This is a genomic window from Mesorhizobium loti (assembly GCA_014189435.1).
In the GTDB taxonomy this organism is placed as follows: domain Bacteria; phylum Pseudomonadota; class Alphaproteobacteria; order Rhizobiales; family Rhizobiaceae; genus Mesorhizobium; species Mesorhizobium loti_G.
The window spans coordinates 564558-586471 of record CP050293.1; the positions used below are offsets into that span (position 1 = coordinate 564558).

A 21914-nucleotide genomic window follows, 5' to 3' on the forward strand; every position below is an offset into this window, starting at 1 on the left:
GCTTTAAGTACGCTCCGCTCCGGTTCTCGGTATCAACCATTTTCGACTCAGCCTGACCTGAATCTCAACGCACCTTGAGCACAGACGAATGATCACACCCGACCCGATCCGCCACTTTGTCGAGGCCACCAATGCCAGCGACACGGAAGCCTTTCTCGACACGTTTACCGCCGACGCATCCTTGACCGACTGGGGACGGTCCTTCCAGGGCCGCGAGCAGATCGCGCGCTGGAACCAGTCGGACAATATCGGCGTGAAATCCCAGCTTCGCATCGTCCGTATCACGTCGGCGGAAGGCAGCTACCACGTCCGCATCGCCGTCACAGGCAACGGTTTCAACGGCGAGGGTGACATGAGCTTCACGCTGGACCGGAACCGCATAGCGAGCCTCGTCATCGCCTGACTATCCTTCCTGGCATGCCGGCAGAGCGATGGCCTCATGTTCCGACGCCGATCCGCGACGCAGGCCAAGGAAGACGACGATGGCGGTCATGACGGTGATTGCCGCCAGCACGATCAGCAACCTGTCGAACGCGGTCTCATAGGCCTGGACAAGAACAGCGCCTCCGGCTTGCGGCAAATGTTGCGCCGTTGCACCGAGATTGCCGGTCACCAGCAACTGCGCTGCGGCCGCTGCATCCGTCGAAGACGCCATTGCCTGCGCGGCGAGCTGAGCGGCGGTGAAGCCCGACAGGGTGGCCATGACGATGGCGAGCGCCACGCCCTCGCAAGCGACGCGGGTGGTGTTGAAGATGCCGACCGCCATGCCGGCGCGCTCCCTCGGCACGACACTGACGGCAAGCCCGTCCATCAAGCCCCAGGGCAGGGCGATGCCGACGCCGATCAGCATCAGCGGCGCCACCAGCGCACTGTCGACCGGCGGTGTCAGGCTTAGCCAGACAAGCCCGGCGGCAGCGACGAGCAGGCCGACGCCGCAGATCGTGGCCGGCGCGATCCAGCGCGCCAGCTGGCCGGCGAGCATCGGCAGGATCAGCAGCGGGCCCGAGAGGCAGATCATCAATTGCCCGGCCTTGATCTCGCTCATCCCTTCGATGCCGATGAAGCGGATCGGCAACAGCACGAGCAGGACGACGAAGCCATAGGCGGGTGCCGCCGCCAGAAACTGGACGCCGACGAAGCGTGGAAAGCGAAACAACGTGAGATCGAGCATCGGCCGCCTCACGCGCCGCTCGACGATAACGAACGCGGCAAAGAAGAGCGCCGCCGCTGCGAGCAGCGTGACGACAAGGGGATTGGCCCAACCGCTCTGCGGCGCCTGGAGCACGCCATAGGTTAGCGACGCCAGCGCGATCGTGAAGGTGCCGGCTCCCGCCCAGTCGACGCCCGTCGCATCCGGATCGCGCGATTCCCTGATGGTGCGCTGGCCGAGGGCTGCCGCGGCAACCGCGAGTGCCGCGACAAGCAGAAAGATCGACCGCCAGCCGAATGCATCGATGAGCAGGCCGGAGGCGATCGGGCCGAAGGCAAGGCCGATGCCGAAACTGGTGCCGAGGAAACTGAAGGCGCGCAGCCGCAATGGCCCTTCGAATTCCTGGGCGAGCGCGGACGCACCTCCGGCAAAGGCGGCGGCGCTGCCGATCCCTTGCACGGCCCTGAGGATGTCGAACCAGACGATGTCAGGCGCGAGCATCGCGCCGAGTGAGGCGAGGACATAGAGGCAGAGGCCGGCGAGGAAGAGGCGCTTGCGGCCGTGGTTGTCGGCCAGTGCGCCTGACGCCATCAGGGTGGCGCCGAAGGTCAGCATGAAGGCATTGGTAACCCAGTTGAGTTCGACCGGGCTGCCGCCAAGATCGGCCGCGATGCGGGAGAGTGCGACGGCCGGGCCGGTGAAGGTCAAGGGCATCGTCATCGCGGCGAGGCATACCGACAAGAGCACGAGCCATCGCTCGGCAGAGCCGGTTGTGGACTTCAAGGTCATGGATTTTCCTATCTGAAGCAGAATCTGCCGGTAGGCCGCGCGGTTGCGGAGCCGGTCGCAATGACAAGATAGGTCGGCAGCGTTTCAGGAAAAATGGTACTATATCTCCTGATATACCGGACTGAAACGCTTGAATGGAAAGACGCGATGGATCGCCTTAGCGGCCTCATAGCCTTTGCCCGTACCGCCGAACTCGGCAGTTTCATCGCTGCCGGCCGGGTGCTCGGCATCTCGGCTTCCGCCGTCGGCAAGAGCGTTGCAAGGCTCGAACAGGAGCTCGGTGTGCGGCTCCTGCAGCGCAGCACGCGGCGCATCGGCCTGACGGAAGAGGGCAGACTGTTCAACGAACGGGTGCGGCGCATCCTCGACGACATCGACGATGCCGAGGCGATGCTGTCGCGGACGCGGGAAACGCCGCATGGGCGGCTGCGCATATCCACTCCGATCGTCACCTATCATCTGTTGTTGCCGGTGCTGTCGGAGTTCATGGCCCGCTATCCCGAGATCGAGCTCGACATCGATTTCAACGATCGGATCGTCGACGTGATCGACGAGGGCATCGACGTTGCGATCCGCAGCGGCGAGCTGCCGGATTCACGCTTGGTGTCGAGACCCGTTGCGCCCTTTCGCATGCTGCTGTGCGCGGCGCCTTCCTACCTCGAGCGCCATGGCACACCCGGCGAGCCGGCGGATCTCATCAGGCATTTCGGCATAAACTTCCGCTTCCTCAACAGCGGCAGGCTGCTGGAGTGGCCATTTATTACCGGAAGTGCCGAACCGCAGATACGCTCGATGCTGACCTGCAACAATATGGAAGCCTTGAAAGGCGCCACGATCGCCGGCCTCGGCATCGCCTGCATGCCGGATTTCCTGGTGCGCGAGGCGCTGCACGAAGACAGGCTGCGCACCGTCCTCGACGATCATGTCGACGGCCGTGGCCAGTTCCGGATGCTTTGGCCCTCCAATCGCCATTTGTCGCCGAAGGTGCGCGTGTTCGTCGATTTCCTTCCCGAGCGCCTTGCCGCGGGGGCAAGTACTTAGGCCCTGCTGGCGCCAGGAAGCGCAGGGCAAGGATGAAGGCAGCCGAGGAACAATCCACCACGTGTGACTGGCTCCAGCGACGGCCTTGCCTATTGTCTGACGCTTCTCGCCACCAGGCGCGCCACGCTCGGGCCGACCAGCAGCACGATCAGGAAGCGTGCCGACTGCAGCGCCATGACGAAGGAGATGTCGACGTTCTGCGCCGCGGCGGCGATGATGGCGATGCTGTCCATGCCGCCGGGGCTGGTCGCCAGATAGGCGGTCAGCGGATCGATGCCCAGGAGATGGCTGATCATGAAGGCAAGGCCACCGCAAAAAGCGATCAGCGCCACGATCGAGGCGACGATCTGCGGCAGTGCGCGTGCCGCATGGCGCAAGATCGCCCTTGTGAAGTTCAATCCGATCGACCAGCCGACCATCGCGTAGCTGACGGCCAGCAGCCATGGCGGCAATTGCATCTCCACGCCAAAGCCGAGATGGACGACGGCGCCGAAGATGAAAGTGCCAAGGAAGAAGGGCGAGGGCAGCCTCAGCAGCTTCCCCAGCAGCCCGCCGACAAGCGCGATGCCGATGGTGGCGGCGAAGGCTTGGGCATCGATCGGCGGAAACCAGATGATGGCGGGGATTTCGACGCCCGACGTGTCGACCCACATCTTGGCAACCAGTGCCGCCGTCATCGAGACGAAGATGACGCGCAGATATTGCATGAAGGCGACAAGACGCTGGTCGGCGCCGAACGCACCGGCCATCAGCACCATGGCGGTGGCCGCGCCCGGCGAGGAGCCCCAGACGGCGGTGGTGCCGGGCAGGATGCGCCAGCGGCTGATCAGCCAGCCGAGCAGGCTGGAGGCCGTGACGGTGGCCACCACGACGCCGAGAAACAGCGGCCATTCCTCGGTGAAGACCGGAAAGATGTCGGCCGAGATCGACGCCGCGACGAGGCAGCCGACGATCGCCTGGGCGGCGCCGAACAGAAGGCGCGGCACGCGCACCGTGGCGCCATTGGTGCCGGCGACGATGGCCGCCAGCATCGGCCCGATCAGCAGCGCCGCTGGCAGGGCCGCCAGTTCCAGCGCGCCGGAAAACAGCAAGGAGACGATCAGCAGGGCCAGCCATTGCCAGAACTTGCGCATCCGCGCCATGCGTTCGATGGCGGGCTGGTCTGGGGGCTGCTCGGCCGAGGAATCCATGTTTTGGTCTTAGACCCGGAAGGCGAAAAATGCGAAGCCCGGTTCGCCAAAAAAGGATGGTTTCAGGCGTCCAGGTGTCGAGTAACAGGTTTCATATTCCGGCGTCGAACCGTCGCTCGATCTCATTGCGACCCATGCGGTCGAAATCGTCAGGGATGGAAAACTGGCCGGCCATAAACCCGACCCGCCGCCTTTGCGCCGAGGCAGGCTGATCGATCGGCACGATTCTGGCCAGTGGCTCGCCAGCCTTGGTGATAACAAACGACTCACCTTTGGCTGCCCGTCTGACGAGGCACGACAGACGGGTTTTCGCATCGTGAGTGTCTGCAGTTTGCGTCAAAGTTGCTCCTCGAAGACCGAACCTCGCCTCGGCATCAAGCCGTGTGGGCGGATCAGCCCGTCTTGCCGTCGGCCAGGCCGAAGCCGCCAACAGGGTGGGTTTCGACCTGGAATTCAAAACCGGCGATGAACGGCCGCGCCTTGGCGATCGCCTCCCGGACTTCGGGAAGCTGCAGCGAGGCCTTGTGGCTTTCGGCGTCGGTCCACACTTCGGTGACCCAGATCGCATCGGCATCCGCTGGGTCGCGGGCGATGATGTAACTCAGGCAGCCCGGCAGGGCGCCGGTGCTGGCGCGCAGCACGTCCATGACCGCGTCGCGCTGGCCGCGCGCCGCCCGCATCTTGCCGATCAGTCCATACATTCCGTTGTCTCCCTTTGAGGTTTTCGACAAGAACATGCAGATCGCCAGTATGCCGATAGCGGCTCAAGGCATCAACTGGCCGCCATTCACCTCGATCACCTGGCCGGTGATGTAGCCGCTCAGAAGATCGGAAGAGAGGAACAGATAGGCGCCGACGCAATCCTGCGCCGTGCCGGCGCGTCCCTGCGGAATGGTGGCGACCATGCCTTTGATCTGCTCGTCGGTCGAATAGCGCTCGTGGAAGGGGGTGAGAATGGTGCCGGGCGCCACCGCATTGACGCGGATGCCGAAGCCGATCAGTTCCTTGGCCATGCCGCGCGTCACATTGGAGACGAAGGCCTTGGCCGAGCCGTAAAGCCCGGCGCCGCCGCCGGCACCATTGCGCGCGGCGATCGAGGAGGTGTTGACGATGAAGCCGCCCTGTTTCTTCAGCCACGGGATCGCCTTGCGCGAAGCGGTCAGCACCGAGCGCGCATTGAGGTCCATCACCGCGTCGTAATGCGCTTCGGTCTGCTCGGCATAGGGCACGCGGCCAAGCATGCCGCCGGCATTGTTGACCAGCCCGTCGAGCCGGCCAAAATGCTGCGCGCTGTCCTCGACGACGCGTTCGACATCGGCGGCAACGGAGAAATCGCCCTGGACGAGCAACACCTCACCGCCCTTGTCGGCGATGGTCTTGGCCAATTTCTCGGCGGCTTCGCGGCTTGAATTGTAGTGCAGGGCAACCCTGGATTTCTGCGCGGCATAGGCCAGTGCGAGGGCCGCGCCGATGCCGGTCGATGCACCGGTGACCAGCACCGCCTTGCCGGCGAGATCGGGTATGCTGAGTGTGGGGGTGGCTGGCACGATTGTTCCTCCGGATGTCGGCCCGTCCTTCGTAGGCCTTAGCCGCCCCGGTGTTCAAGTCTCAGGGGCGCAGATAGGCGTAGCCCTGGCCTTGCAGCTCAGCGAGCTTGACGACGCCGCCCTTGTCAGCGGCATGGAAACCGGCGAGCAGGTCGGCGAGCGAAATATCCATGCCTTGCATGGTGTTGGCGCAGGCGTGCGGTTCCAGCCCCTGCTGCACCAGGCCGGCGAAGCGCCCGGAAATGGCGGCCGATATGCCTTTCGACTTGAAGCTGGCCAAGGCCGGACCATGCACCACCAGCACGATGTCGACATTGCCGCCGGTGCCGTCATAGTGGTTCTTGATGTTGCCGAGCACGAAATTGACCTTGTCGACGTCGCTCAGATGGTAGGCGACCTTTTGCCTGGCGGGCTCCGTGGTGGCCGCCTGCGCCGCCCGCAGGCCAAGAAGCGTTCCGGTTCCGGCAAGAACCGCGCGGAACATATCGCGCCGACGCATGGCATCCTCCCCCGCTTGGCGGCTCGCCGCGAATTGCGTGACTCCAGCCGCAATACTAGCATAAATTGACGCTACGTCCTGTCGATGCGGAGGAGAGGTCACATGGCGTTGAAGGAATGGGCGTTTGGGTTGGGGGAATGGAAGACAGTTGCAGGCGCCGGGTTAGGCGTTGCGCTGCTTGGCGCACTTGCCGGTTCGGCCTTCGCCGACGATGCGCTGAAGCTCACCGAACTCAGCCCGAACGGGGCTGATGCCTGCTTCGGCCGGATCTATGACGCCGCGCACCTCAAGGCGCATCCGAAGCAGAAGGTGGCGCGGATCTTCTTCCTCTATGGGCACGACCCGGTCAGCCGCCCGAACGAGGAGCCACCGACAAACTCCGACTCGTCCTATAACGGCTTTATCGCCACCACGGTGCGCGGCGCCAAGGCGCCGGAATGGGCCGGCGGCTGGTGCAATCACGAGTCCGAGGACGGAAAGAGCGGTCCGATCCGTTGCGGCATGGACTGCGACCGCACCATGGCCTCGCTGAAGCTCGATGACAAAGGCCGTCTGATCCTCACCGATGTCTCGGCCGATCTTTATCTCGACGCAGGATCGGAAGATGAACTCGGTGAAGCCGAATATGACAGGCAGGCGCTGGGCAGCGAGGACGACAATTTCCGCCTCGACCCGATGCCGGCCGCGACATGCCAGGCGGAGTTCGCGCGCATCGATCCGATCGATCCGGCTCTTGGAACTCCCTTGCGTGAGCGGCTGAAGCCGGACCAGCCCTTCTGCTACGGGCGCGACTATGATGCAGCCCATCTCGGTTCGCATCCCGACCAGCTGACCCAGTCGATCCGGGTTTTCCGCGGATCGGCGTCCTTCGCCTCGGGTGGCGACGTCGCCAACTGGCCCGACGGCGCCGACATTGCCGTTACGGTCACCACACGGCAGAAGTCGGCCAAGGTCACGCAGACCTATTCCTGCCAGGGCGAGGCCGACCAGTGGCGCTGCGCGGCGAGCTCGAAGATGAGCGACTTCTCCTGCGACATCGCGCAGAAGGAGATTTTCCTCAAGCGTGGCGCCAACGGCACGATGATGCTGGCCAATCCCAACAGCGCACTCGCCATCGTCGATCTGTGTTCGAAGGCCGCCGACGGGAAGACGAAATCCGACGACAAGGTCTATCGGCTGCAGCCGATGCCGCAATCGGCCTGCGCGCCTTGAACTCGGACTTGTCTACGTCGCCATGAAGGGATATATCTTTGCTATATCTCATTTGAGGATAGCGTGATGGACAAAGCAAAGGTGTTCTGGTCGGGCAGGTCACAAGCTGTGCGTCTACCCAAGGAGTTCCGTTTCGAAACAGACGAGGTTTCGATCCGCCGCCACGGGCAAACAGTCATTCTGGAACCGCTTGCGCAGGATTGGGCGTGGCTCGACCAAGTGATCGGACCGCTTGATAACGATTTCGCCGAGGCAGCGCAGGAGCGTCAAGACGGGCAGGATCGGCCTGCCTTGGATGACGTTTTCAAGTGATGTACGTGCTCGACACCAATGCAGTCATCGCGGTCATCAAGGGCGACGTCAGTCTGTTGGCGCTACTGAAGCGGCACAGGCCGCAGGACTTTGCCCTCTCTGCGGTCGTCGTGCACGAACTGTACTATGGTGCTGAGAAGAGCCAGCGAAGGGCTGAAAATTTGGCACGCATCGAAGCTCTGCAGTTCCCGGTGCTCGAATTCGACCGAGAAGATGCGAGACATGCTGGAGAGATTCGGGCAACGCTTGCGACGTTGGGAACTCCGATCGGTCCCTACGATGCGTTGATCGGCGGGCAGGCGCGCGCTCGGAACCTTACGCTGATAACCCGGAATGTCCGGGAATTCGAGCGGATCAAAGATCTCTCAATCGAGACTTGGTAAACCGCCTCACGCGAACGGCACGGCCGTCGTGCCCTTCGGCAGCTTGGCTTCGTCGTCGGGTTCGACATGGATGGTGACGCGCACCGAGGGGATTTCGGCTTTCAGCGCGTCCTCGATGCGGTCGCAGATGACATGGCTGGCGCCGACCGACATGTCTGCGTCGACGACCAGATGAAACTCGATGAAGGTGGCGCGGCCGGCGATGCGTGTCTTGAGGTCGTGAACCTCGAGCGCGCCCTTGCAACTGGCCGAGATGACGTCGCGGATGCGCATGTGTTCCGCCGTGTCGACGGCGCGGTCCATCAGGCCGTTCATCGATGAGCCGATGACGTGCCAGCCTTGCCACAGGATGTTCAGCGCCACGATGACGGCAAGCGCCGGATCGAGGATCTGCCAGCCGGTCAGGATCGCTCCGACCAGGCCGCCGAAGACGCCGATCGAGGTGACCACGTCGGTCATGATGTGGTTGCCGTCGGCGACCAGCGCCGGTGACTTCTCGGCCCTGCCGGCGCGGATCAGCGTCCAGGCCCAGAAGGCATTGATGATCGTGGCAACGCCGTTGACCGCGAGGCCGTTCCAAGGCTGTTCGATCGGTGCCGGCGCCTGCCAGGAGCGCCAGACCTCGTTGAGGATCAAAAGGGCGGCGAGCACGATCAGCACGCCTTCCAGCACCGCCGAGAAGTACTCGGCCTTGTGATGGCCGAACGGATGATCCTGGTCGGCCGGTTTGTAGCTGACCTGGATCGCCCAGAAGGCGGCGGCCGAGGCAATGACGTTGACGATCGATTCCAGCGCATCCGAATAGAGCGCCACCGAGCCGGTGACGTACCAGGCGGCAAGTTTCAGAGCGAGCACGACAAAGGCGACAACGATCGACCAGAAGGCGAGGTTGGCGATCTTGCGCTTCGCAGCCGCCTTGGCCGCGATCGCCATCGTGTTCTCGGTTTCGGCCATGGCTGTCAGGCGGCCTTTTCCTTGGCCTTGCGCGGCAGGTGGGCGACGATGTTCTCGATGATGCGCATGCCGGCATTGTGGCCGAGCGTCATGATCGATTCCGGATGGAACTGCACCGCGGCGATTGGCTCCTTGCGGTGCTCGAAGGCCATGATGATGCCGTCCTCGGTTTCCGCCGTGACGATGAAATCGTCGGGTAGCCGCACCGGATCGGCGAAGATCGAATGGTAGCGGCCGACGGTGACTTCCTTGGGCAGGCCGGAGAAGATGATGCCCGGCTTCGAGACGCGGATGCGCGACGGCTTGCCGTGCATCGGTATGTGCAGTTGCCTGAGCTCGCCGCCATAGGCCTCGGCCAGCGCCTGCAGGCCAAGGCAGACCCCGAAGATCGGCAGGTCGCGGGCGCGCGCCTTCTTGATGGTGGCGGCGCAGTCGAAATCCTTCGGCGTGCCGGGACCGGGCGACAGCACGACAAGGTCGGGCTTCAGCCGGTCGAACACCTCCTCCGGCACCGGCGTGCGCACGGTCGAGACATTGGCGCCGGTCTGGCGGAAGTAGTTGGCCAGCGTGTGGACGAAACTGTCCTCGTGGTCGACCAGCAGGATGTTGACGCCGTCGCCGACGCGCGCGGTGGTGCGCTCTGTGCTGGCGGAATTGCCTGTCTTGGCGTCGCGAATGGCGGAGAGCATGGCGGATGCCTTCAGTTCGGTTTCGGCTTCTTCTTCCTCGGGAATGCTGTCGAAGAGCAATGTGGCGCCGGCGCGCACTTCGGCAATGCCGTCCTTGATGCGGATGGTGCGCAGCGTCAGGCCGGTGTTCATGTCGCCGTTGAAATTGACCATGCCGATCGCACCGCCATACCAGGCGCGCGGGCTTTTCTCGTTCTGTTCGATGAAACGCATGGCCCACAGCTTCGGCGCGCCGGTGACGGTGACCGCCCAGGCGTGCGACAGGAAGGCGTCGAAAGCATCCATGCCTTCGCGCAGGCGGCCTTCGATGTGGTCGACGGTGTGGATCAGGCGCGAATACATCTCGATCTGGCGGCGGCCGATGACGCGCACCGAACCCGGCTCGCAGACCCGCGACTTGTCGTTGCGGTCGACGTCCGAGCACATGGTCAGCTCGGATTCGTCCTTCTTCGAATTGAGCAGTTTCAGGATCTGCTCGGAGTCGGAAATGGCATCGTCGCCGCGCTTGATGGTGCCCGAGATCGGGCAGGTCTCGACGCGGCGGCCGTTGACGCGCACGAACATTTCCGGAGAGGCGCCGATCAGGTACTCGCCTTCGCCCAGATTGATGAAGAAGGAATAGGGCGAGGGGTTGATGGCCTTCAGCTTGCGCGAAATCTCGGATGGCTGCGTCTCGCAGCGCTCGTAGAACATCTGGCCGGGCACGACCTCGAACAGGTCTCCGCGCTTGAACGAATCCATCGCCTTGCGCACCAGATTGGCATATTCGCCAGGCTCATGGTCGCCGCGCGGCGGGATGCGGTCGGGGCTCTTGAACGGCTCGGCGATTTCGTCGCGCGGCAGCCCTTCGGTCGAAAACCCGTCGCCGGCATAGTCGTAGCGGTCGGTCCAGGCCTTGGCCGAATAATGGTCGACGACCAGGATCTCGTCGGGCAGGAACAGCACCAGGTCGCGCTGACTTTGCTTGCGCTCGAGCTTGTAGTCGACTGGGTCGAACTGGAAGGCGAGGTCGTAGCCGAAAGCGCCGTAGAGGCCAAGATTGGCGTCTTCCGCGGTCTTGAACAAAGCGGTGATGGCGCGCAGCACGGTGAACACCGAAGGAACGCGGCTGCGCTCCTCCTCGGTGAAGACACGGCCGGGCTTGGCGACGTCGAGGCGGATGAGCTTTTTCGACGCCTCGGCGATGGTGACATCGTTCAGACTGCCAAGCGCCTTGCCGATGACCGGCAGCAGCGCCTCGCCGCGGCCGTTCAGCGCCTCGATGCGCATGGCGCGGCCGCGCGCGGAGATGACCAGCGGCGGGTCGATGATGGCGGTGTCCCAGCGGGTGTAGCGGCCGGGATATTCATAGTTGGAGGAAAACACCGCGCCACGGCGCGAATTCAAGCCGTCGACGTAAGCGTCGATCGCGCCCGCATAGGGCCGGTCGTGGCGCTCGCGGGTGATGGTGATGCCACCCGCGGTCACGAAACTTTCCGCCCCGTTTTCCAGAACCTTCATCGTCATTGCCGTCTCCATCAGCTTCTTGGGGCAACGGACCCGGGACTGGCTTGGAAAAAACAAATGGCCGCCCGGACTTTCCGTTGCGGCCACCCTCTCTTTTCACGCACGCGCGTTCGAACAGGCCGCTGTCAGCAGGCCCACCACCAAATGGTCTTGGTCGAACGCATGTTCATGGCGAAATCCATAGCCGCGAAAAACCGGATGCGCAACTGATTTGAAAGCCTGTCCGGTGGCCGCCGCTTCTGCATCTCATGGCACATCGCCAGAGTTGGCAGTGCCGCCTAGACTGTACATCCAACAGCAGGAAGACGGGAAAAGACCAATGACCGAGCAGATCGAGCGCGCGCGGACGTTCCATTCCCTCCACGTCAGGGGAAACCCGATCGTTCTCTACAATGCCTGGGATCCGGGCTCGGCCAAGATCGTCGAGAAGGCGGGCGCCAAGGCGATCGCCACCGGAAGCTGGCCGGTGGCTGCCGCGTTCGGCTACGCCGATGGCGAGAAAATCCCGCTGGAACTGGCACTCGACAACATCAAGCGCATCGTCGGGTCGGTCGACCTGCCGGTGACCATGGACCTCGAGGGCGGTTACGGCGTCGATCCGGAAATCGTTGCTCGCACGGTAACGTTGGCGCTGCGGGCCGGCGCTATTGGTTTCAATTTCGAAGACCAGATTGTTGGTGGCAGCGGCCTGCATGACATTGCTGTCCAGGTAAAACGCATCGAAGCCGCTGGTGCGGCCGTCAAGGCCTCCGGCATACCGGCGTTCATCAACGCCCGAACCGACATCTTCCTCAAGGCGAAACCGGATGCGCATGATGACGTCCTGCTCGACCAGGCCATCGAGCGCGCACAGGCCTTCGAAAAAGCCGGTGCGCACGGCTTCTTTGCGCCGGGTCTCGGCGATGAGGGCCTGATCGAGACGCTCTGCAAGGCAATTGCGTTGCCGGTCAACATCATTGCGCTGGCGCACGTGCCGCCGCGCCAGCGGCTGGCGGAACTGGGTGTCGCCCGCATCAGCCACGGTCCCGTGCCTTACCGGCAGATGGCGGAGTGGCTGGAGGCCAAGGCGCGGCTGGCGATTTCGGGATAGTGGTGCTGCATGGGCAGCCAGTAGGGGGTGAGGCGGAGACCTCCCAATTCGTCATCCTAGGGCGAAGCAGGAGCGAAGCTCCGTCGCGGAGACCCTGGGATCCATGCCGCGACCTTGGACGTGGAGTGCAACAGCGCAGAATTCTGCATCGTTGTGGTGCACAGATGTAACGGCATGGATTCTAGGGTCTGCGCCGCGTCGCTTCGCTCCTTGCTCCGCCCTAGAATGACGAAGCTATGGGACGCCTACCAGACAAGCTTCCTCAATCCTCCAGCGTCCCCGACCTGGCGTCGGTGCTCTTCCCGTCGCCGACCAGTTTCAGGAGATCCTCGCCGGCGCGGATGATGCGGCGCGAGCGGCGGGTCAGGATGATGCCGTCCTGGGGTGCGAAGACTTCGGTGCGGCCATCGGCTTCGCCCGGCGCATGGACGATGGTGGCGAGGCGAGCGCCCTTGGCGACGCGGTCGCCGGGTTTCACGTCGTAGAGCACAGCACCCGCCCGAGGCGCCGGCATCATGTCGATGTTCTCCAATGGGGCCACGACGCCGGCGAAGGGGCCAGGTGCGGGCAGGGCGCTATCGGCGATCACGCCGCGTGCCACCAGCAGCCGGTAGAGGCCTTCGGCGTCGGCGGCGGCCAAGGCGCCGTCGACATCGAGGATGCCGCGATATTCGACCGTGGTGGCGACACGGCGGTCGAGCTTTGCCACATCGGCGGGGACGTTCTGATAGGGCATGATCGAGGCGCCCTCGAAGGTGCCGTCGGTGTCCTCGCTCCACAGCACGACTGCGTCGACGCCCATGGCGGCGGCGCAATCGGCCATACCAGGCCATAAGCTGGTGTGGACGTAGAGATAGGCGAGGCCCTCGTCGTCGCAGTGCAGGTCGAGCACGATGTCATGGCCGAGCGACAACTGGACCAGCCGGGTCTTCAGCCGCTGGTCAACCGTGCCAAGGCTGGTGTCGGGCAAGAGGGCTGCGTCGGGCGCGGCGAGCAGCGGGAAGCCTCGGTTGAAATTGGTGCGTGTGCCCAGATGGAAGCGGCCCTGATGCTCGCCGAAATGATATTGCGCCCGGCCGATCGGGTTCGCCCAGGGCACGATGGTGAGGTTGCCCTTGATGTGGCCTTCGACTTCGGCCTTGCTGAGCATCGGCATCAGCGCGTCGATGGCGACAACGCCCGGCAATTCACCGGCATGCAGCGCTGCCTGCAGATAGGCCGAAGGGGCGGCCATGTCCGCACCCGCGAAGCGGAACAGCGGGAATTCGTAGAAAACGCCTTCGCTTTCGCCAGCGATGCGCTCGATCGATTTCTGCATGACTTCCTCCATTAGAGCAGTTCACCGTTTCGTGGAAACGCCGAACTGCTCTATCTCTTTGTCTTAACGCAATTCCGGACGGAAAAACCGTTTTACACTTTTCCTGGAATTGCTCTGGAACGAGAAGACATGCCCATTTGAAAGCGCTGATGTCGATTGGTCCAGCCTACTGCGCTATGGGCGCAAGAGACTATTCAGCCGGAGCCTGAAGCGGGATGACGGGCGCGCGCCGGTCCAGCGCCTGCGACAGCACCGCGACGGTGACCGCCAACAGGGCAAGTGCCGCGCCGACCAGCGGCAGATTGGCATAGGAAACGCCGGCCGAAAGGGCCACGCCGCCGATCCAGGCGCCGCTGGCATTGCCGACATTGAAGGCGCCCTGGTTCAGCGTGGCGGCGAGGTTCGGCCCTTCCGAGGCCGCCTCGACGACGCGGATCTGCAGCGGCGGGACGACGACGAAGATCAGCAGGCCCCAGAGGAAGACGATGCCGATAGCGACATTCGCGATGGCGCCGAACTGCATGAAACCGACGAACAGGAACGCCATCAAGATCAGCGTGCCGATCACCGTCGGCATCAGCTTCCAGTCGGCCAGCCTGCCGCCAATGATGTTGCCGATGGTCATGCCGGCGCCGAACAGCAGCAGGACCCAGGTGACGGCGGAGGTGGACAGGCCGGAGACGTCGGTCAAATAGGGTTTGATGTAGGTGAAGACGGCAAACAGGCTGGCCGAGGCAAGGGCTGCGATCAGCATCGCCAGCCACACCTGCAGTTTGCCCAGCACGCGCAGTTCGCCGCGCAGGCCGCCGCTGCTCGGTTCAGCGACGTCGGACGGCACCAGCCAGGCGATGGCCGCGACCGAGATCAGGCCGATGCCGACCACGGCGATGAATGTGGAGCGCCAGCCGAAAGCTTCGCCAAGCGCGGTGCCGGCGGGAACGCCCAGAATGTTTGAAAGCGTCAGGCCGGCGAACATCATCGCCATGGCGCTGGCGCGCTTGTTGCGTGGCACCAGGCTCGCGGCAACAACCGAGCCGATGCCGAAAAAGGCGCCGTGGCCAAAGGCGGTGAAGACGCGCGCCGCCATCAAGAGCCAGTAGTTGGGGGCGATGGCGCAGAACAGATTGCCGACGACGAACAGCGCGGCGAGACCAACCAGTACGGGCTTGCGCGGCAAATGCGCGGTGGCCATCGCCACGATCGGGGCGCCGAAGACGACGCCCAGCGCATAGCCGGTGACCAGCAAGCCGGCTGAAGGGATCGATACGCCGAGATCGGCGGCGACCTCCGGCAGCAGGCCCATGATGACAAATTCGGTGGTGCCAATGCAGAAGGACGCAATGGCAAGCGCAAGGATCGGCAAGGGCATGGGGCGTCCAGACTGAATCGGTTCAAATTGAGACTGAACGAAGGACGGCGCCATACGCAAGCTGCATTGCTGCATTGCAGCGATGCAGAAAAGGAAGGGCTTTGAAATGGGTCGCCACAGGCTGTCAGACCAGCGGCTTCAGCTCCTGGGCGATGGTGGGCAGCAGCTCCGAGACATTGGGGTGGATGTGCACGGCACGCGCCAGCGTGTCGACGGGCGCCTTGGCGTACATCAGGTCGAGCACGCAATGCACCGCCTCGTCGCCGCCGGGGCCGAGCACCGAGCAGCCGAGGATCTCCCTGGTGTCGGCGTCGACCAGGATCTTCATGAAGCCTTGCGTCTCGCCCTTTTCGACGGCGCGGCCGACGCGGGTCATCGGCCGCTGGCCAACCAGGGCGCGACGGCCGGATTTCTTCACCGCGGCCTCGGTCATGCCGCAACGGCCGAGCGGCGGGTCGATGTAGAGCGCATAGGCCTCGATGCGATCGCTGACTTTGCGCGGATCGTTGTCGAGCAGATTGGCGGCGACGATCTCATAGTCATTGTAGGAGGTGTGGGTGAAGGCGCCCTTGCCGTTGCAATCGCCCATCGCCCAGATGCCGGGCACGTTGGTGCGCAACTGGTCGTCGACAGTGACGAAGCCGCGACTGTCGACCGCGACACCGGCTCTGTCGAGGCCGAGATCGTCGGTGTTGGGGTTGCGGCCGAGCGCCAGCAGCACGTGCGAACCGACGGCCGGCGGCTTGCCGGCCGAGAAGGTCACGGCAACATCCCCGCCCTGCTTGGCGAAGCCGATGTCGTCGGCGCCGACATGGACCGCGATGCCTTCGTTTTCGAGGATCGACAGGATGGCGGCTGAGACATCCTCATCCTCGCGGCCGGTCAGGCGCGGGCTCTTTTCGATGACGGTGACTTCGCTGCCGAAGCGGCGGAACATCTGCGCGAATTCGAGCGAGATATAGCTGCCGCCGACGACGATGAGGTGGCGCGGCAAAACATCGAGATCCATCATCGAGGAATTGGTCAGGTAGTCGATGTCGTGGATGCCGGGCAGGTCGGGCACCGAAGCGCGGCCGCCGGTGTTGAGGAAGATTTTTTCGGCGGTCAGCAAATCGTCGCCGACGCGCACCGTGTTGGCGGATTCGAAGCGCGCATGACCGCGGTAAAGCGTGCATTTGTCCATGCTGGCGATCCAGCTTTCCAGTCCGGTGCGGGAGGCGCCCGACACCTTGTCCTTGCGCGCCTTGATCGCCTTATAATCGACACCGACGGGGCCGGAGATCGTCACGCCATAGTCGGCGCCGCGCCGCGCCAGATGCGCGGCATAGGCGCTCGCCACCATCGTCTTGGTCGGGATGCAGCCGGTGTTGACGCAGGTACCGCCGACCAGCTTGCGCTCGATCAGCGCTACGCTCATGCCGGTTGCGTTCAGCCTGCCGGCGAGCGGTGTGCCGGCCTGTCCAGCGCCGATGATGATGGCGTCGAAGCTTTTTGCCGTCATGCCACCGCCGCCACGATCAGCAGGCCGCCGATGATTGCCACCGCGTCCTCGATGAAGGCGGCGGGCGGATCCTTGCCGAAAGCGGCTGCCAGCCGGCCGCGTGCTTCGGCGCCGCCCAGCGTGCCGATGACAGCGCCGATGGCGCCGGCGATCAGGCCGCCGATGGTGGCGCCGCCTGTAGCGCCGATCACCGCGCCGGTGAAAGCGCCCATGATGATGCGGGCACCGAATTGCTGCGGTACCTTACGGCTCGGCGTCGACGGCAGTTGGTCGGTGACCAGCTCGACAATGGCCAGGATGGTGAAGATGCCGACAGCCGCCCAGTGGCTCATGAAGCTCGCCCAGGTGCCGGCAACCGGCAGCCAGCCGAGATAAGCGCCCCAGGCGACGGCGGCCGGCGCGGTCATGGCGCGAAGACCGGCAATGACGCCGATCAGAAGTGCGAGAATATACAGCATGGTTGATCCCCCTCGATCACCGGGCCAGGGCAGTCCGGCAAGAGCAGGCTAGCATAGGCCGGGCATTTGACCAGCACGTGACTTCGAAGAATCCGAATGGATTTTGCGCCGGTGCTGCCGGGGCGCCGGCACTTTCCCGTTCACCGCAATTATCCTGGTGCTGGTCGGGCTTCATGTTGGTGGCGTGATGCTGGCCAGTCTGCGCCACGGCGAGAATCTTGTTCGCGCGATGCTCACCGGCCGCAAACGCGCGCCATCGCCGGAAGATGTCGCCTGAACCATGGAGACTGGAGATCCCAGGGGCGCCGCATCGATGCGGCGCCCTATCTCAGTGCGAAAGGCCGTGCGCTATTGGTTCGTCCTGATCGGCCCGCCGGGAGAATTCCCGCCGGTACTGCGCCGGCGATGTCTTGAGCTTTGCGGCGAAGTGCTGACGCAGTGACGTGGCGCTGCCGAAGCCGGCTTCGAATGCCACCATGTCCATCGACTTTTCCGTCGCCTCCAGCAGCCGTTGCGCCAGTTCGATCCGCTGGCTGGTCAGCCATTCGCCGAAACTGGTGCCGATCGATTTCTGAAAGCGGCGGGTGAAGGTGCGCCGGGTCAGGCCGGCGGCCTCGGCGACGCTGTCCAGGCTATGCGTCTCGCTGAGCGTCGCGCGAACCGCGTCGAGGGCCTGGGTGAAGCGGTCGGCGTCCGCGCTTCTCGCCACCGGATGCTCGATGAATTGCGCCTGCCCGCCCTGCCGATGCGGAGAAAGCACGATCTGGCGGGCGAGCCGGAGTGCTGCTTCCGCGCCATAGCGGGCGCGCACGATGTGGAGACAGCAGTCGAGGCCGGCGGCGACGCCGGCCGAGGTCACGACATCGCCATTGTCGACATAGAGCACCGAGGCATCGACAGCGATGTCGGGATGGAGTGTTTGCAACTGTTCTGAATAGGCCCAGTGCGTGGCGGCACGGCGGCCCGAAAGCAGCCCGGCCGCGGCGATGGCAAAGGTTCCCAGACACAGACCGACGATCAACGCGCCGCGTTGGTGGGCCCGGCGCAGCGCCTTCATCAGCAGCGGCGACGCCGGCTCGCCAAGATGATGCCAGCTTGGGATGATGACGATGTCGGCGCCGTCGAGCCCTTCGAGCCCATGCGGCGCGGCAACGGTCAAGCCGGCCTCGGTGTGGATCGGGCCGGCCTTGGCCGCGCAGATGCGGAAGTCGAAGCGCGGCAGGCCAAGCGCCGTCCTGTCTTCGCCGAACACCAGGCACGGCACCGAAAGATGGAACGGGCTGATGCCGTCGAAGGCGAGAACGGCAATGATCGGGTCGGTCATGGGTGCTTCCGGCAGGTGAAAGCGGATTGTCCCAATTCTTTCGATTGATGTCAATCGGGCCACTTTCGGCAGCCCGGCAGCCCGCCTATTTTCGGCCCATCGCATTCAAGCCGGAAAGGAAAAAACCATGTCTGACCCAGCCAACACCACGCCGCGCCGGGCGCTGATCGTCGTCGATGTGCAGAACGACTATGACGGCGGCAATCTCGCCATCCAGCATCCGCCATTCCGCGACAGCGTCATCCATGTGGCGCAGGCGATGGACGCGGCGACTGCTGCCGGCATCAAGGTTGTGGTCGTCAAGCAGATGGCGCCCGAGACATCGCCGATCTTCGCCAGGGGCAGTCACGGCGGCGAACTGCATCCCGAGATCGCCAGGCGTGAGCGCGACCATTATGTCGAAAAGAACCTGCCCTCCGCCTTCACCGGCACCGATCTGGAGGACTGGCTGCGCGCCAATGCCATCGATACGATCACCGTGGTCGGCTACATGACGCATAATTGCGACCTGTCGACCATCATCCACGCCGTGCATATGGGTTTTGCCGTCGAGTTCCTGTCGGATGCGACCGGCTCGGTGCCTTATGCCAACAGCGCCGGCTACGCTTCGGCCGAGGAGATCCACCGCGTGGTGACGATCATCCTGCAGTCGCGCTTCGCCGCCGTGCTCAAGACCGCCGAATGGGTCGAGTGCCTGAGGACAGGCGCGCTGCCGGAACGCGACACGATCTTCGGCTCCAACCAGCGGGCGCTGTCGCGCAACGCCGCGTAGGACTATCCGAAAAACAGAAAGGGCGCCGCATCGCTGCGGCGCCCTTTGCGATTTTGAATTGCTCTTAGAGCCTTTCACGTTTTGACGGAAGCGTAGCCTGCGTTTTCGAAGTAGTTCTTGCATTCGGCTGCCTCGATGGTTTCGACGAGGTGGCCGATGTGGCGCCACGTGTCCTCGACGGTGCGTTTCTGAGCCTGGCGCATCCAGTGTTTGATCTTGGCGAAGGCCTGCTCGATCGGATTGAGATCCGGAGAGTAGGGCGGCAGGTACCAAAGCCTGGCGCCGGCAGCCTTGATCATCTGCCTGATCGCCGCCGACTTATGACTTCCCAGATTATCCATGATGACGATGTCGCCGGGCTTCAGAACGGTGACGAGCTGCTGCTCGACATAAGCGCGGAAGCATTGGCCGTTGATCGGTCCGTCGAAGACGCAAGGTGCCGCGAGCCGATCCCAGCGCAGTGCGCCGAGGAAGGTCAGCGTGCGCCAATGACCATGCGGAGCCAAGCCGCGCAGCCGCTTGCCCTTCGGTCCCCAACCGCGCAGCGGAGCCATGTTGGTCTTGATCCACGTCTCATCGATGAAGACCAGGCACTGCGGGTCGAGGCCGGTCTGCCAGGATCGCCATCGCTGACGCCTACGGGCAATATCAGCGCGTGCCTGTTCGAGGGCGAACAGCGTTTTTTTTGAAGCTCAGGCCCTCGCGGCGCAAGAACAGCCACACTGCGTTGTGCGAGACTTTAACCCCGCGCGCGGCCAACTCATCCTTCAGACCGTGTAGCGTCAGATGCGGTGTCTCACGGACACGCGCCTCGATGAAGGCACGGTGCGGCTCCAGTACCCTCTTGCGATGTCCACCCATCTTGCCCGGCGCCACCGAGCCGGTCGTCCCATGGCGCTGCAACAGCTTCACCGCGGCCGAAATCGAAATGCCGAACCGTTTCGCAGCAGACCGCCGGCTCTCGCCGCTCAAAACCGCAGCCACAACCCGCTCGCGAAGATCATTGGAAAGAGGTCGGGTCATCAGATGCTGGCCTCCACTCCAGCCAGCATCTTGAATCACAAAACCGACAAATCGGGAATCCCCTTCGATTCCATCAAGCCGTGAACCGCTCTAGAACAGGCCTTCGATCTGGCCGGCCTCGTTGAGGAAGATCTTTTCCGACGACGGCGCCTTGGGCAGGCCGGGCATGGTCATGACCTCGCCGCAGATGATGACGACGAAGCCGGCACCGGCCGAAAGCCTGACCTCGCGCACCGGCACGGTGTGGCCGGTCGGCGCGCCGCGCAGGTTCGGGTCGGTCGAGAAGGAATACTGGGTCTTGGCCATGCAGACCGGCAGATGGCCATAGCCGGCCTGCTCCCAGGCGTGCAGCTGGTCGCGCACCGACTTGTCGGCGATCGCTTCGGAGCCGCGATAGATGCGCTGGACGATGGTGTTGATCTTCTCGAACAGCGGCATGGCATCGGGATAGAGCGGCGCGAACTGCGATGCGCCGGATTCGGCCAGCGCCACCACCTTGTTGGCAAGCTCCTCGATGCCGGCCGAGCCGTGGGCCCAGTGCTTGCACAGGATCGCTTCTTCGCCCATCGAGGCGACGTAGTCCTTCATCGCCTGGATCTCGGCGTCGGTGTCGGAATAAAAATGGTTGATGGCGACAACCGCCGGGACGCCGAACTGCCTGATATTCTCGATGTGGCGGCCGAGGTTGGCGCAGCCCTTCTTCACCGCTTCGACGTTTTCCTTGCCGAGGTCTTCCTTCTTGACGCCGCCATTCATCTTCATGGCGCGCACGGTGGCAACGATGACGGCCGCCGCCGGCTTCAGACCCGCCTTGCGGCACTTGATGTCGAAGAACTTTTCAGCACCCAGGTCGGCGCCGAAGCCGGCTTCGGTGACGACATAGTCTGCAAGCTTGAGCGCCGTCGTGGTGGCGACGACCGAATTGCAGCCATGCGCGATGTTGGCGAACGGGCCGCCATGGACGAAAGCCGGGTTGTTCTCCAGCGTCTGCACCAGATTGGGCTGCATGGCGTCCTTGAGCAGCACGGCCATGGCGCCGTCGGCCTTGAGGTCGCGGGCATAAACCGCCGACTTGTCGCGGCGGTAGGCGACGATGATGTCGCCAAGGCGCTTTTCAAGGTCCTTCAGGTCGGTGGACAGGCACAGAATGGCCATGACTTCGGAGGCGACGGTGATGTCGAAGCCGCCCTCGCGCGGAAAGCCGTTGGCGACGCCGCCGAGCGAACAGATCATCTCGCGCAGCGCACGGTCGTTCATGTCCATGACGCGACGCCAGACGACGCGGCGGGTGTCGATGCCGAGCTCATTGCCCCAGTAGATGTGGTTGTCGATCAGCGCCGAAAGCAGATTGTGCGCCGTGGTGATGGCGTGGAAGTCGCCGGTGAAGTGGAGGTTCATGTCCTCCATCGGCACGACCTGCGCGTAGCCGCCGCCGGCGGCACCGCCCTTGACGCCAAAATTCGGGCCAAGCGAGGCCTCGCGGATGCAGACGATCGCCTTCTTGCCGATGCGGTTCAGGCCGTCGCCGAGGCCGACCGTGGTCGTGGTCTTGCCTTCGCCGGCCGGCGTCGGGTTGATGGCGGTGACAAGGATCAGCTTGCCGTCCTTGTTGCCCTTCACCGACTTGATGAATTCGGCTGATATTTTGGCCTTGTCGTGGCCGTAGGGCAGCAGGTGTTCGGTTGGGATGCCGATCTTCTGGCCGATCTCCTGGATCTGCTTTTTCTTGGCGCCGCGCGCGATCTCGATGTCGGACTTCACTTCGGCCATGACGGCTTTCCTCTGGA

General features: G+C 63.9%; 22 protein-coding genes. 7 read left to right on the forward strand and 15 right to left on the reverse strand.

Going from position 1 to position 21914, the window contains the following annotated elements:
* Positions 1 to 88 precede the first annotated feature (88 nt).
* Positions 89 to 403 carry a nuclear transport factor 2 family protein gene (locus tag HB777_02650; protein ID QND62920.1) on the forward strand — a complete coding sequence of 105 codons (315 nt, stop codon included), beginning with the start codon at positions 89 to 91 and terminating at the stop codon, positions 401 to 403.
* On the opposite strand, the gene HB777_02655 is transcribed toward HB777_02650, so the two are convergent.
* Positions 404 to 1939, reverse strand: a complete 1536-nt coding sequence (locus HB777_02655) for an MFS transporter (protein ID QND62921.1) — start codon at positions 1937 to 1939, stop codon at positions 404 to 406.
* A gap of 147 nt (positions 1940 to 2086) precedes the next feature.
* Between HB777_02655 and HB777_02660 the strand changes: the two genes are divergently transcribed.
* Positions 2087 to 2980, forward strand: a complete 894-nt coding sequence (locus HB777_02660; GenBank protein QND62922.1) for a LysR family transcriptional regulator — start codon at positions 2087 to 2089, stop codon at positions 2978 to 2980.
* A gap of 89 nt (positions 2981 to 3069) precedes the next feature.
* On the opposite strand, the gene HB777_02665 is transcribed toward HB777_02660, so the two are convergent.
* From HB777_02665 to HB777_02685, 5 genes are all read right to left on the reverse strand, one after another.
* A complete protein-coding gene (locus tag HB777_02665) occupies positions 3070 to 4170 on the reverse strand; it encodes an AbrB family transcriptional regulator (GenBank protein ID QND62923.1) in 1101 nt (366 codons plus the stop codon).
* 91 nt (positions 4171 to 4261) lie between these two features.
* Positions 4262 to 4510, reverse strand: coding sequence for a type II toxin-antitoxin system prevent-host-death family antitoxin (locus HB777_02670; GenBank protein ID QND62924.1), 249 nt, complete (start codon positions 4508 to 4510; stop codon positions 4262 to 4264).
* A 52-nt stretch (positions 4511 to 4562) separates the two neighbouring features.
* Positions 4563 to 4871 carry an antibiotic biosynthesis monooxygenase gene (locus tag HB777_02675; protein ID QND62925.1) on the reverse strand — a complete coding sequence of 103 codons (309 nt, stop codon included), beginning with the start codon at positions 4869 to 4871 and terminating at the stop codon, positions 4563 to 4565.
* Positions 4872 to 4934: 63 nt separating this feature from the next.
* Positions 4935 to 5717, reverse strand: a complete 783-nt coding sequence (locus HB777_02680; GenBank protein QND62926.1) for an SDR family oxidoreductase — start codon at positions 5715 to 5717, stop codon at positions 4935 to 4937.
* A gap of 61 nt (positions 5718 to 5778) precedes the next feature.
* The gene (locus HB777_02685; protein QND62927.1) at positions 5779 to 6216 is read right to left on the reverse strand and encodes a hypothetical protein; all 438 of its coding nucleotides are present in this window, start codon (positions 6214 to 6216) and stop codon (positions 5779 to 5781) included.
* A 102-nt stretch (positions 6217 to 6318) separates the two neighbouring features.
* Here HB777_02685 and HB777_02690 point away from each other — a divergent pair, with 102 nt between their 5' ends.
* From HB777_02690 to HB777_02700, 3 genes are all read left to right on the forward strand, one after another.
* Positions 6319 to 7428 (forward strand): hypothetical protein, encoded by a 1110-nt coding sequence (locus HB777_02690; GenBank protein QND62928.1) that lies wholly within the window; start codon positions 6319 to 6321, stop codon positions 7426 to 7428.
* A 66-nt stretch (positions 7429 to 7494) separates the two neighbouring features.
* Positions 7495 to 7740, forward strand: a complete 246-nt coding sequence (locus HB777_02695) for an AbrB/MazE/SpoVT family DNA-binding domain-containing protein (GenBank protein QND62929.1) — start codon at positions 7495 to 7497, stop codon at positions 7738 to 7740.
* Complete coding sequence (locus tag HB777_02700; GenBank protein QND62930.1) at positions 7737 to 8123, forward strand: type II toxin-antitoxin system VapC family toxin; 387 nt, start codon at positions 7737 to 7739, stop codon at positions 8121 to 8123. The genes HB777_02695 and HB777_02700 overlap by 4 nt, the downstream gene beginning before the upstream one ends.
* 6 nt (positions 8124 to 8129) lie before the next feature.
* Here the strand turns inward: HB777_02700 and HB777_02705 are convergent, their stop codons facing one another.
* Both HB777_02705 and HB777_02710 read right to left on the reverse strand, forming a co-directional pair.
* Positions 8130 to 9077, reverse strand: coding sequence for a cation transporter (locus HB777_02705; protein QND62931.1), 948 nt, complete (start codon positions 9075 to 9077; stop codon positions 8130 to 8132).
* A gap of 5 nt (positions 9078 to 9082) precedes the next feature.
* Positions 9083 to 11272: an anthranilate synthase gene (locus tag HB777_02710; GenBank protein ID QND62932.1), complete on the reverse strand. Its 2190-nt coding sequence runs from the start codon at positions 11270 to 11272 to the stop codon at positions 9083 to 9085.
* Between the two features lie 319 nt (positions 11273 to 11591).
* Between HB777_02710 and HB777_02715 the strand changes: the two genes are divergently transcribed.
* Positions 11592 to 12362: an isocitrate lyase/phosphoenolpyruvate mutase family protein gene (locus tag HB777_02715; GenBank protein QND62933.1), complete on the forward strand. Its 771-nt coding sequence runs from the start codon at positions 11592 to 11594 to the stop codon at positions 12360 to 12362.
* Positions 12363 to 12624: 262 nt separating this feature from the next.
* Here the strand turns inward: HB777_02715 and HB777_02720 are convergent, their stop codons facing one another.
* The 5 genes from HB777_02720 to HB777_02740 all read right to left on the reverse strand — a co-directional run bounded on the left by HB777_02720 (position 12625) and on the right by HB777_02740 (position 18332).
* On the reverse strand, positions 12625 to 13680 hold the full coding sequence (locus HB777_02720; GenBank protein ID QND62934.1) for a succinylglutamate desuccinylase/aspartoacylase family protein: 1056 nt from the start codon (positions 13678 to 13680) through the stop codon (positions 12625 to 12627).
* Positions 13681 to 13870: 190 nt separating this feature from the next.
* A complete protein-coding gene (locus tag HB777_02725) occupies positions 13871 to 15049 on the reverse strand; it encodes an MFS transporter (GenBank protein ID QND62935.1) in 1179 nt (392 codons plus the stop codon).
* Positions 15050 to 15173: 124 nt separating this feature from the next.
* Positions 15174 to 16550, reverse strand: coding sequence for an FAD-containing oxidoreductase (locus HB777_02730; protein ID QND62936.1), 1377 nt, complete (start codon positions 16548 to 16550; stop codon positions 15174 to 15176).
* Entirely contained in the window at positions 16547 to 17008 is a 462-nt protein-coding gene (locus HB777_02735; GenBank protein ID QND62937.1) for a DUF4126 domain-containing protein, read from the reverse strand. Before HB777_02735 ends, HB777_02730 begins: the two co-directional genes overlap by 4 nt.
* A gap of 328 nt (positions 17009 to 17336) precedes the next feature.
* Positions 17337 to 18332, reverse strand: coding sequence for a helix-turn-helix domain-containing protein (locus tag HB777_02740; GenBank protein ID QND62938.1), 996 nt, complete (start codon positions 18330 to 18332; stop codon positions 17337 to 17339).
* 127 nt (positions 18333 to 18459) lie between these two features.
* On the opposite strand from HB777_02740, the gene HB777_02745 reads away from it, so the two are divergent.
* Positions 18460 to 19104, forward strand: coding sequence for a cysteine hydrolase (locus tag HB777_02745; protein QND62939.1), 645 nt, complete (start codon positions 18460 to 18462; stop codon positions 19102 to 19104).
* Between the two features lie 74 nt (positions 19105 to 19178).
* Here HB777_02745 and HB777_02750 read toward each other — a convergent pair.
* Positions 19179 to 20127 (reverse strand): IS630 family transposase gene (locus HB777_02750; protein ID QND62940.1). Its coding sequence is split into 2 segments (ribosomal slippage): positions 19179 to 19790 and positions 19792 to 20127, totalling 948 coding nucleotides; the frame shifts between segments, so codons are not numbered across the junction.
* Positions 20128 to 20217: 90 nt separating this feature from the next.
* Positions 20218 to 21897, reverse strand: coding sequence for a formate--tetrahydrofolate ligase (locus HB777_02755; protein QND62941.1), 1680 nt, complete (start codon positions 21895 to 21897; stop codon positions 20218 to 20220).
* Positions 21898 to 21914: the final 17 nt, after the last annotated feature.

Coding starts and splice junctions, on each gene's coding strand:
- HB777_02745 (QND62939.1), top strand. CDS start 18,460: ATGTCTGACCCAGCCAACACCACGCCGCGCCGGGCGCTGATCGTCGTC.
- HB777_02665 (QND62923.1), bottom strand. CDS start 4,170: ATGGATTCCTCGGCCGAGCAGCCCCCAGACCAGCCCGCCATCGAACGC.
- HB777_02650 (QND62920.1), top strand. CDS start 89: ATGATCACACCCGACCCGATCCGCCACTTTGTCGAGGCCACCAATGCC.
- HB777_02710 (QND62932.1), bottom strand. CDS start 11,272: ATGACGATGAAGGTTCTGGAAAACGGGGCGGAAAGTTTCGTGACCGCG.
- HB777_02655 (QND62921.1), bottom strand. CDS start 1,939: ATGACCTTGAAGTCCACAACCGGCTCTGCCGAGCGATGGCTCGTGCTC.
- HB777_02675 (QND62925.1), bottom strand. CDS start 4,871: ATGTATGGACTGATCGGCAAGATGCGGGCGGCGCGCGGCCAGCGCGAC.
- HB777_02735 (QND62937.1), bottom strand. CDS start 17,008: ATGCTGTATATTCTCGCACTTCTGATCGGCGTCATTGCCGGTCTTCGC.
- HB777_02755 (QND62941.1), bottom strand. CDS start 21,897: ATGGCCGAAGTGAAGTCCGACATCGAGATCGCGCGCGGCGCCAAGAAA.
- HB777_02720 (QND62934.1), bottom strand. CDS start 13,680: ATGCAGAAATCGATCGAGCGCATCGCTGGCGAAAGCGAAGGCGTTTTC.
- HB777_02715 (QND62933.1), top strand. CDS start 11,592: ATGACCGAGCAGATCGAGCGCGCGCGGACGTTCCATTCCCTCCACGTC.
- HB777_02695 (QND62929.1), top strand. CDS start 7,495: ATGGACAAAGCAAAGGTGTTCTGGTCGGGCAGGTCACAAGCTGTGCGT.
- HB777_02740 (QND62938.1), bottom strand. CDS start 18,332: ATGACCGACCCGATCATTGCCGTTCTCGCCTTCGACGGCATCAGCCCG.
- HB777_02730 (QND62936.1), bottom strand. CDS start 16,550: ATGACGGCAAAAAGCTTCGACGCCATCATCATCGGCGCTGGACAGGCC.
- HB777_02685 (QND62927.1), bottom strand. CDS start 6,216: ATGCGTCGGCGCGATATGTTCCGCGCGGTTCTTGCCGGAACCGGAACG.
- HB777_02725 (QND62935.1), bottom strand. CDS start 15,049: ATGCCCTTGCCGATCCTTGCGCTTGCCATTGCGTCCTTCTGCATTGGC.
- HB777_02660 (QND62922.1), top strand. CDS start 2,087: ATGGATCGCCTTAGCGGCCTCATAGCCTTTGCCCGTACCGCCGAACTC.
- HB777_02690 (QND62928.1), top strand. CDS start 6,319: ATGGCGTTGAAGGAATGGGCGTTTGGGTTGGGGGAATGGAAGACAGTT.
- HB777_02705 (QND62931.1), bottom strand. CDS start 9,077: ATGGCCGAAACCGAGAACACGATGGCGATCGCGGCCAAGGCGGCTGCG.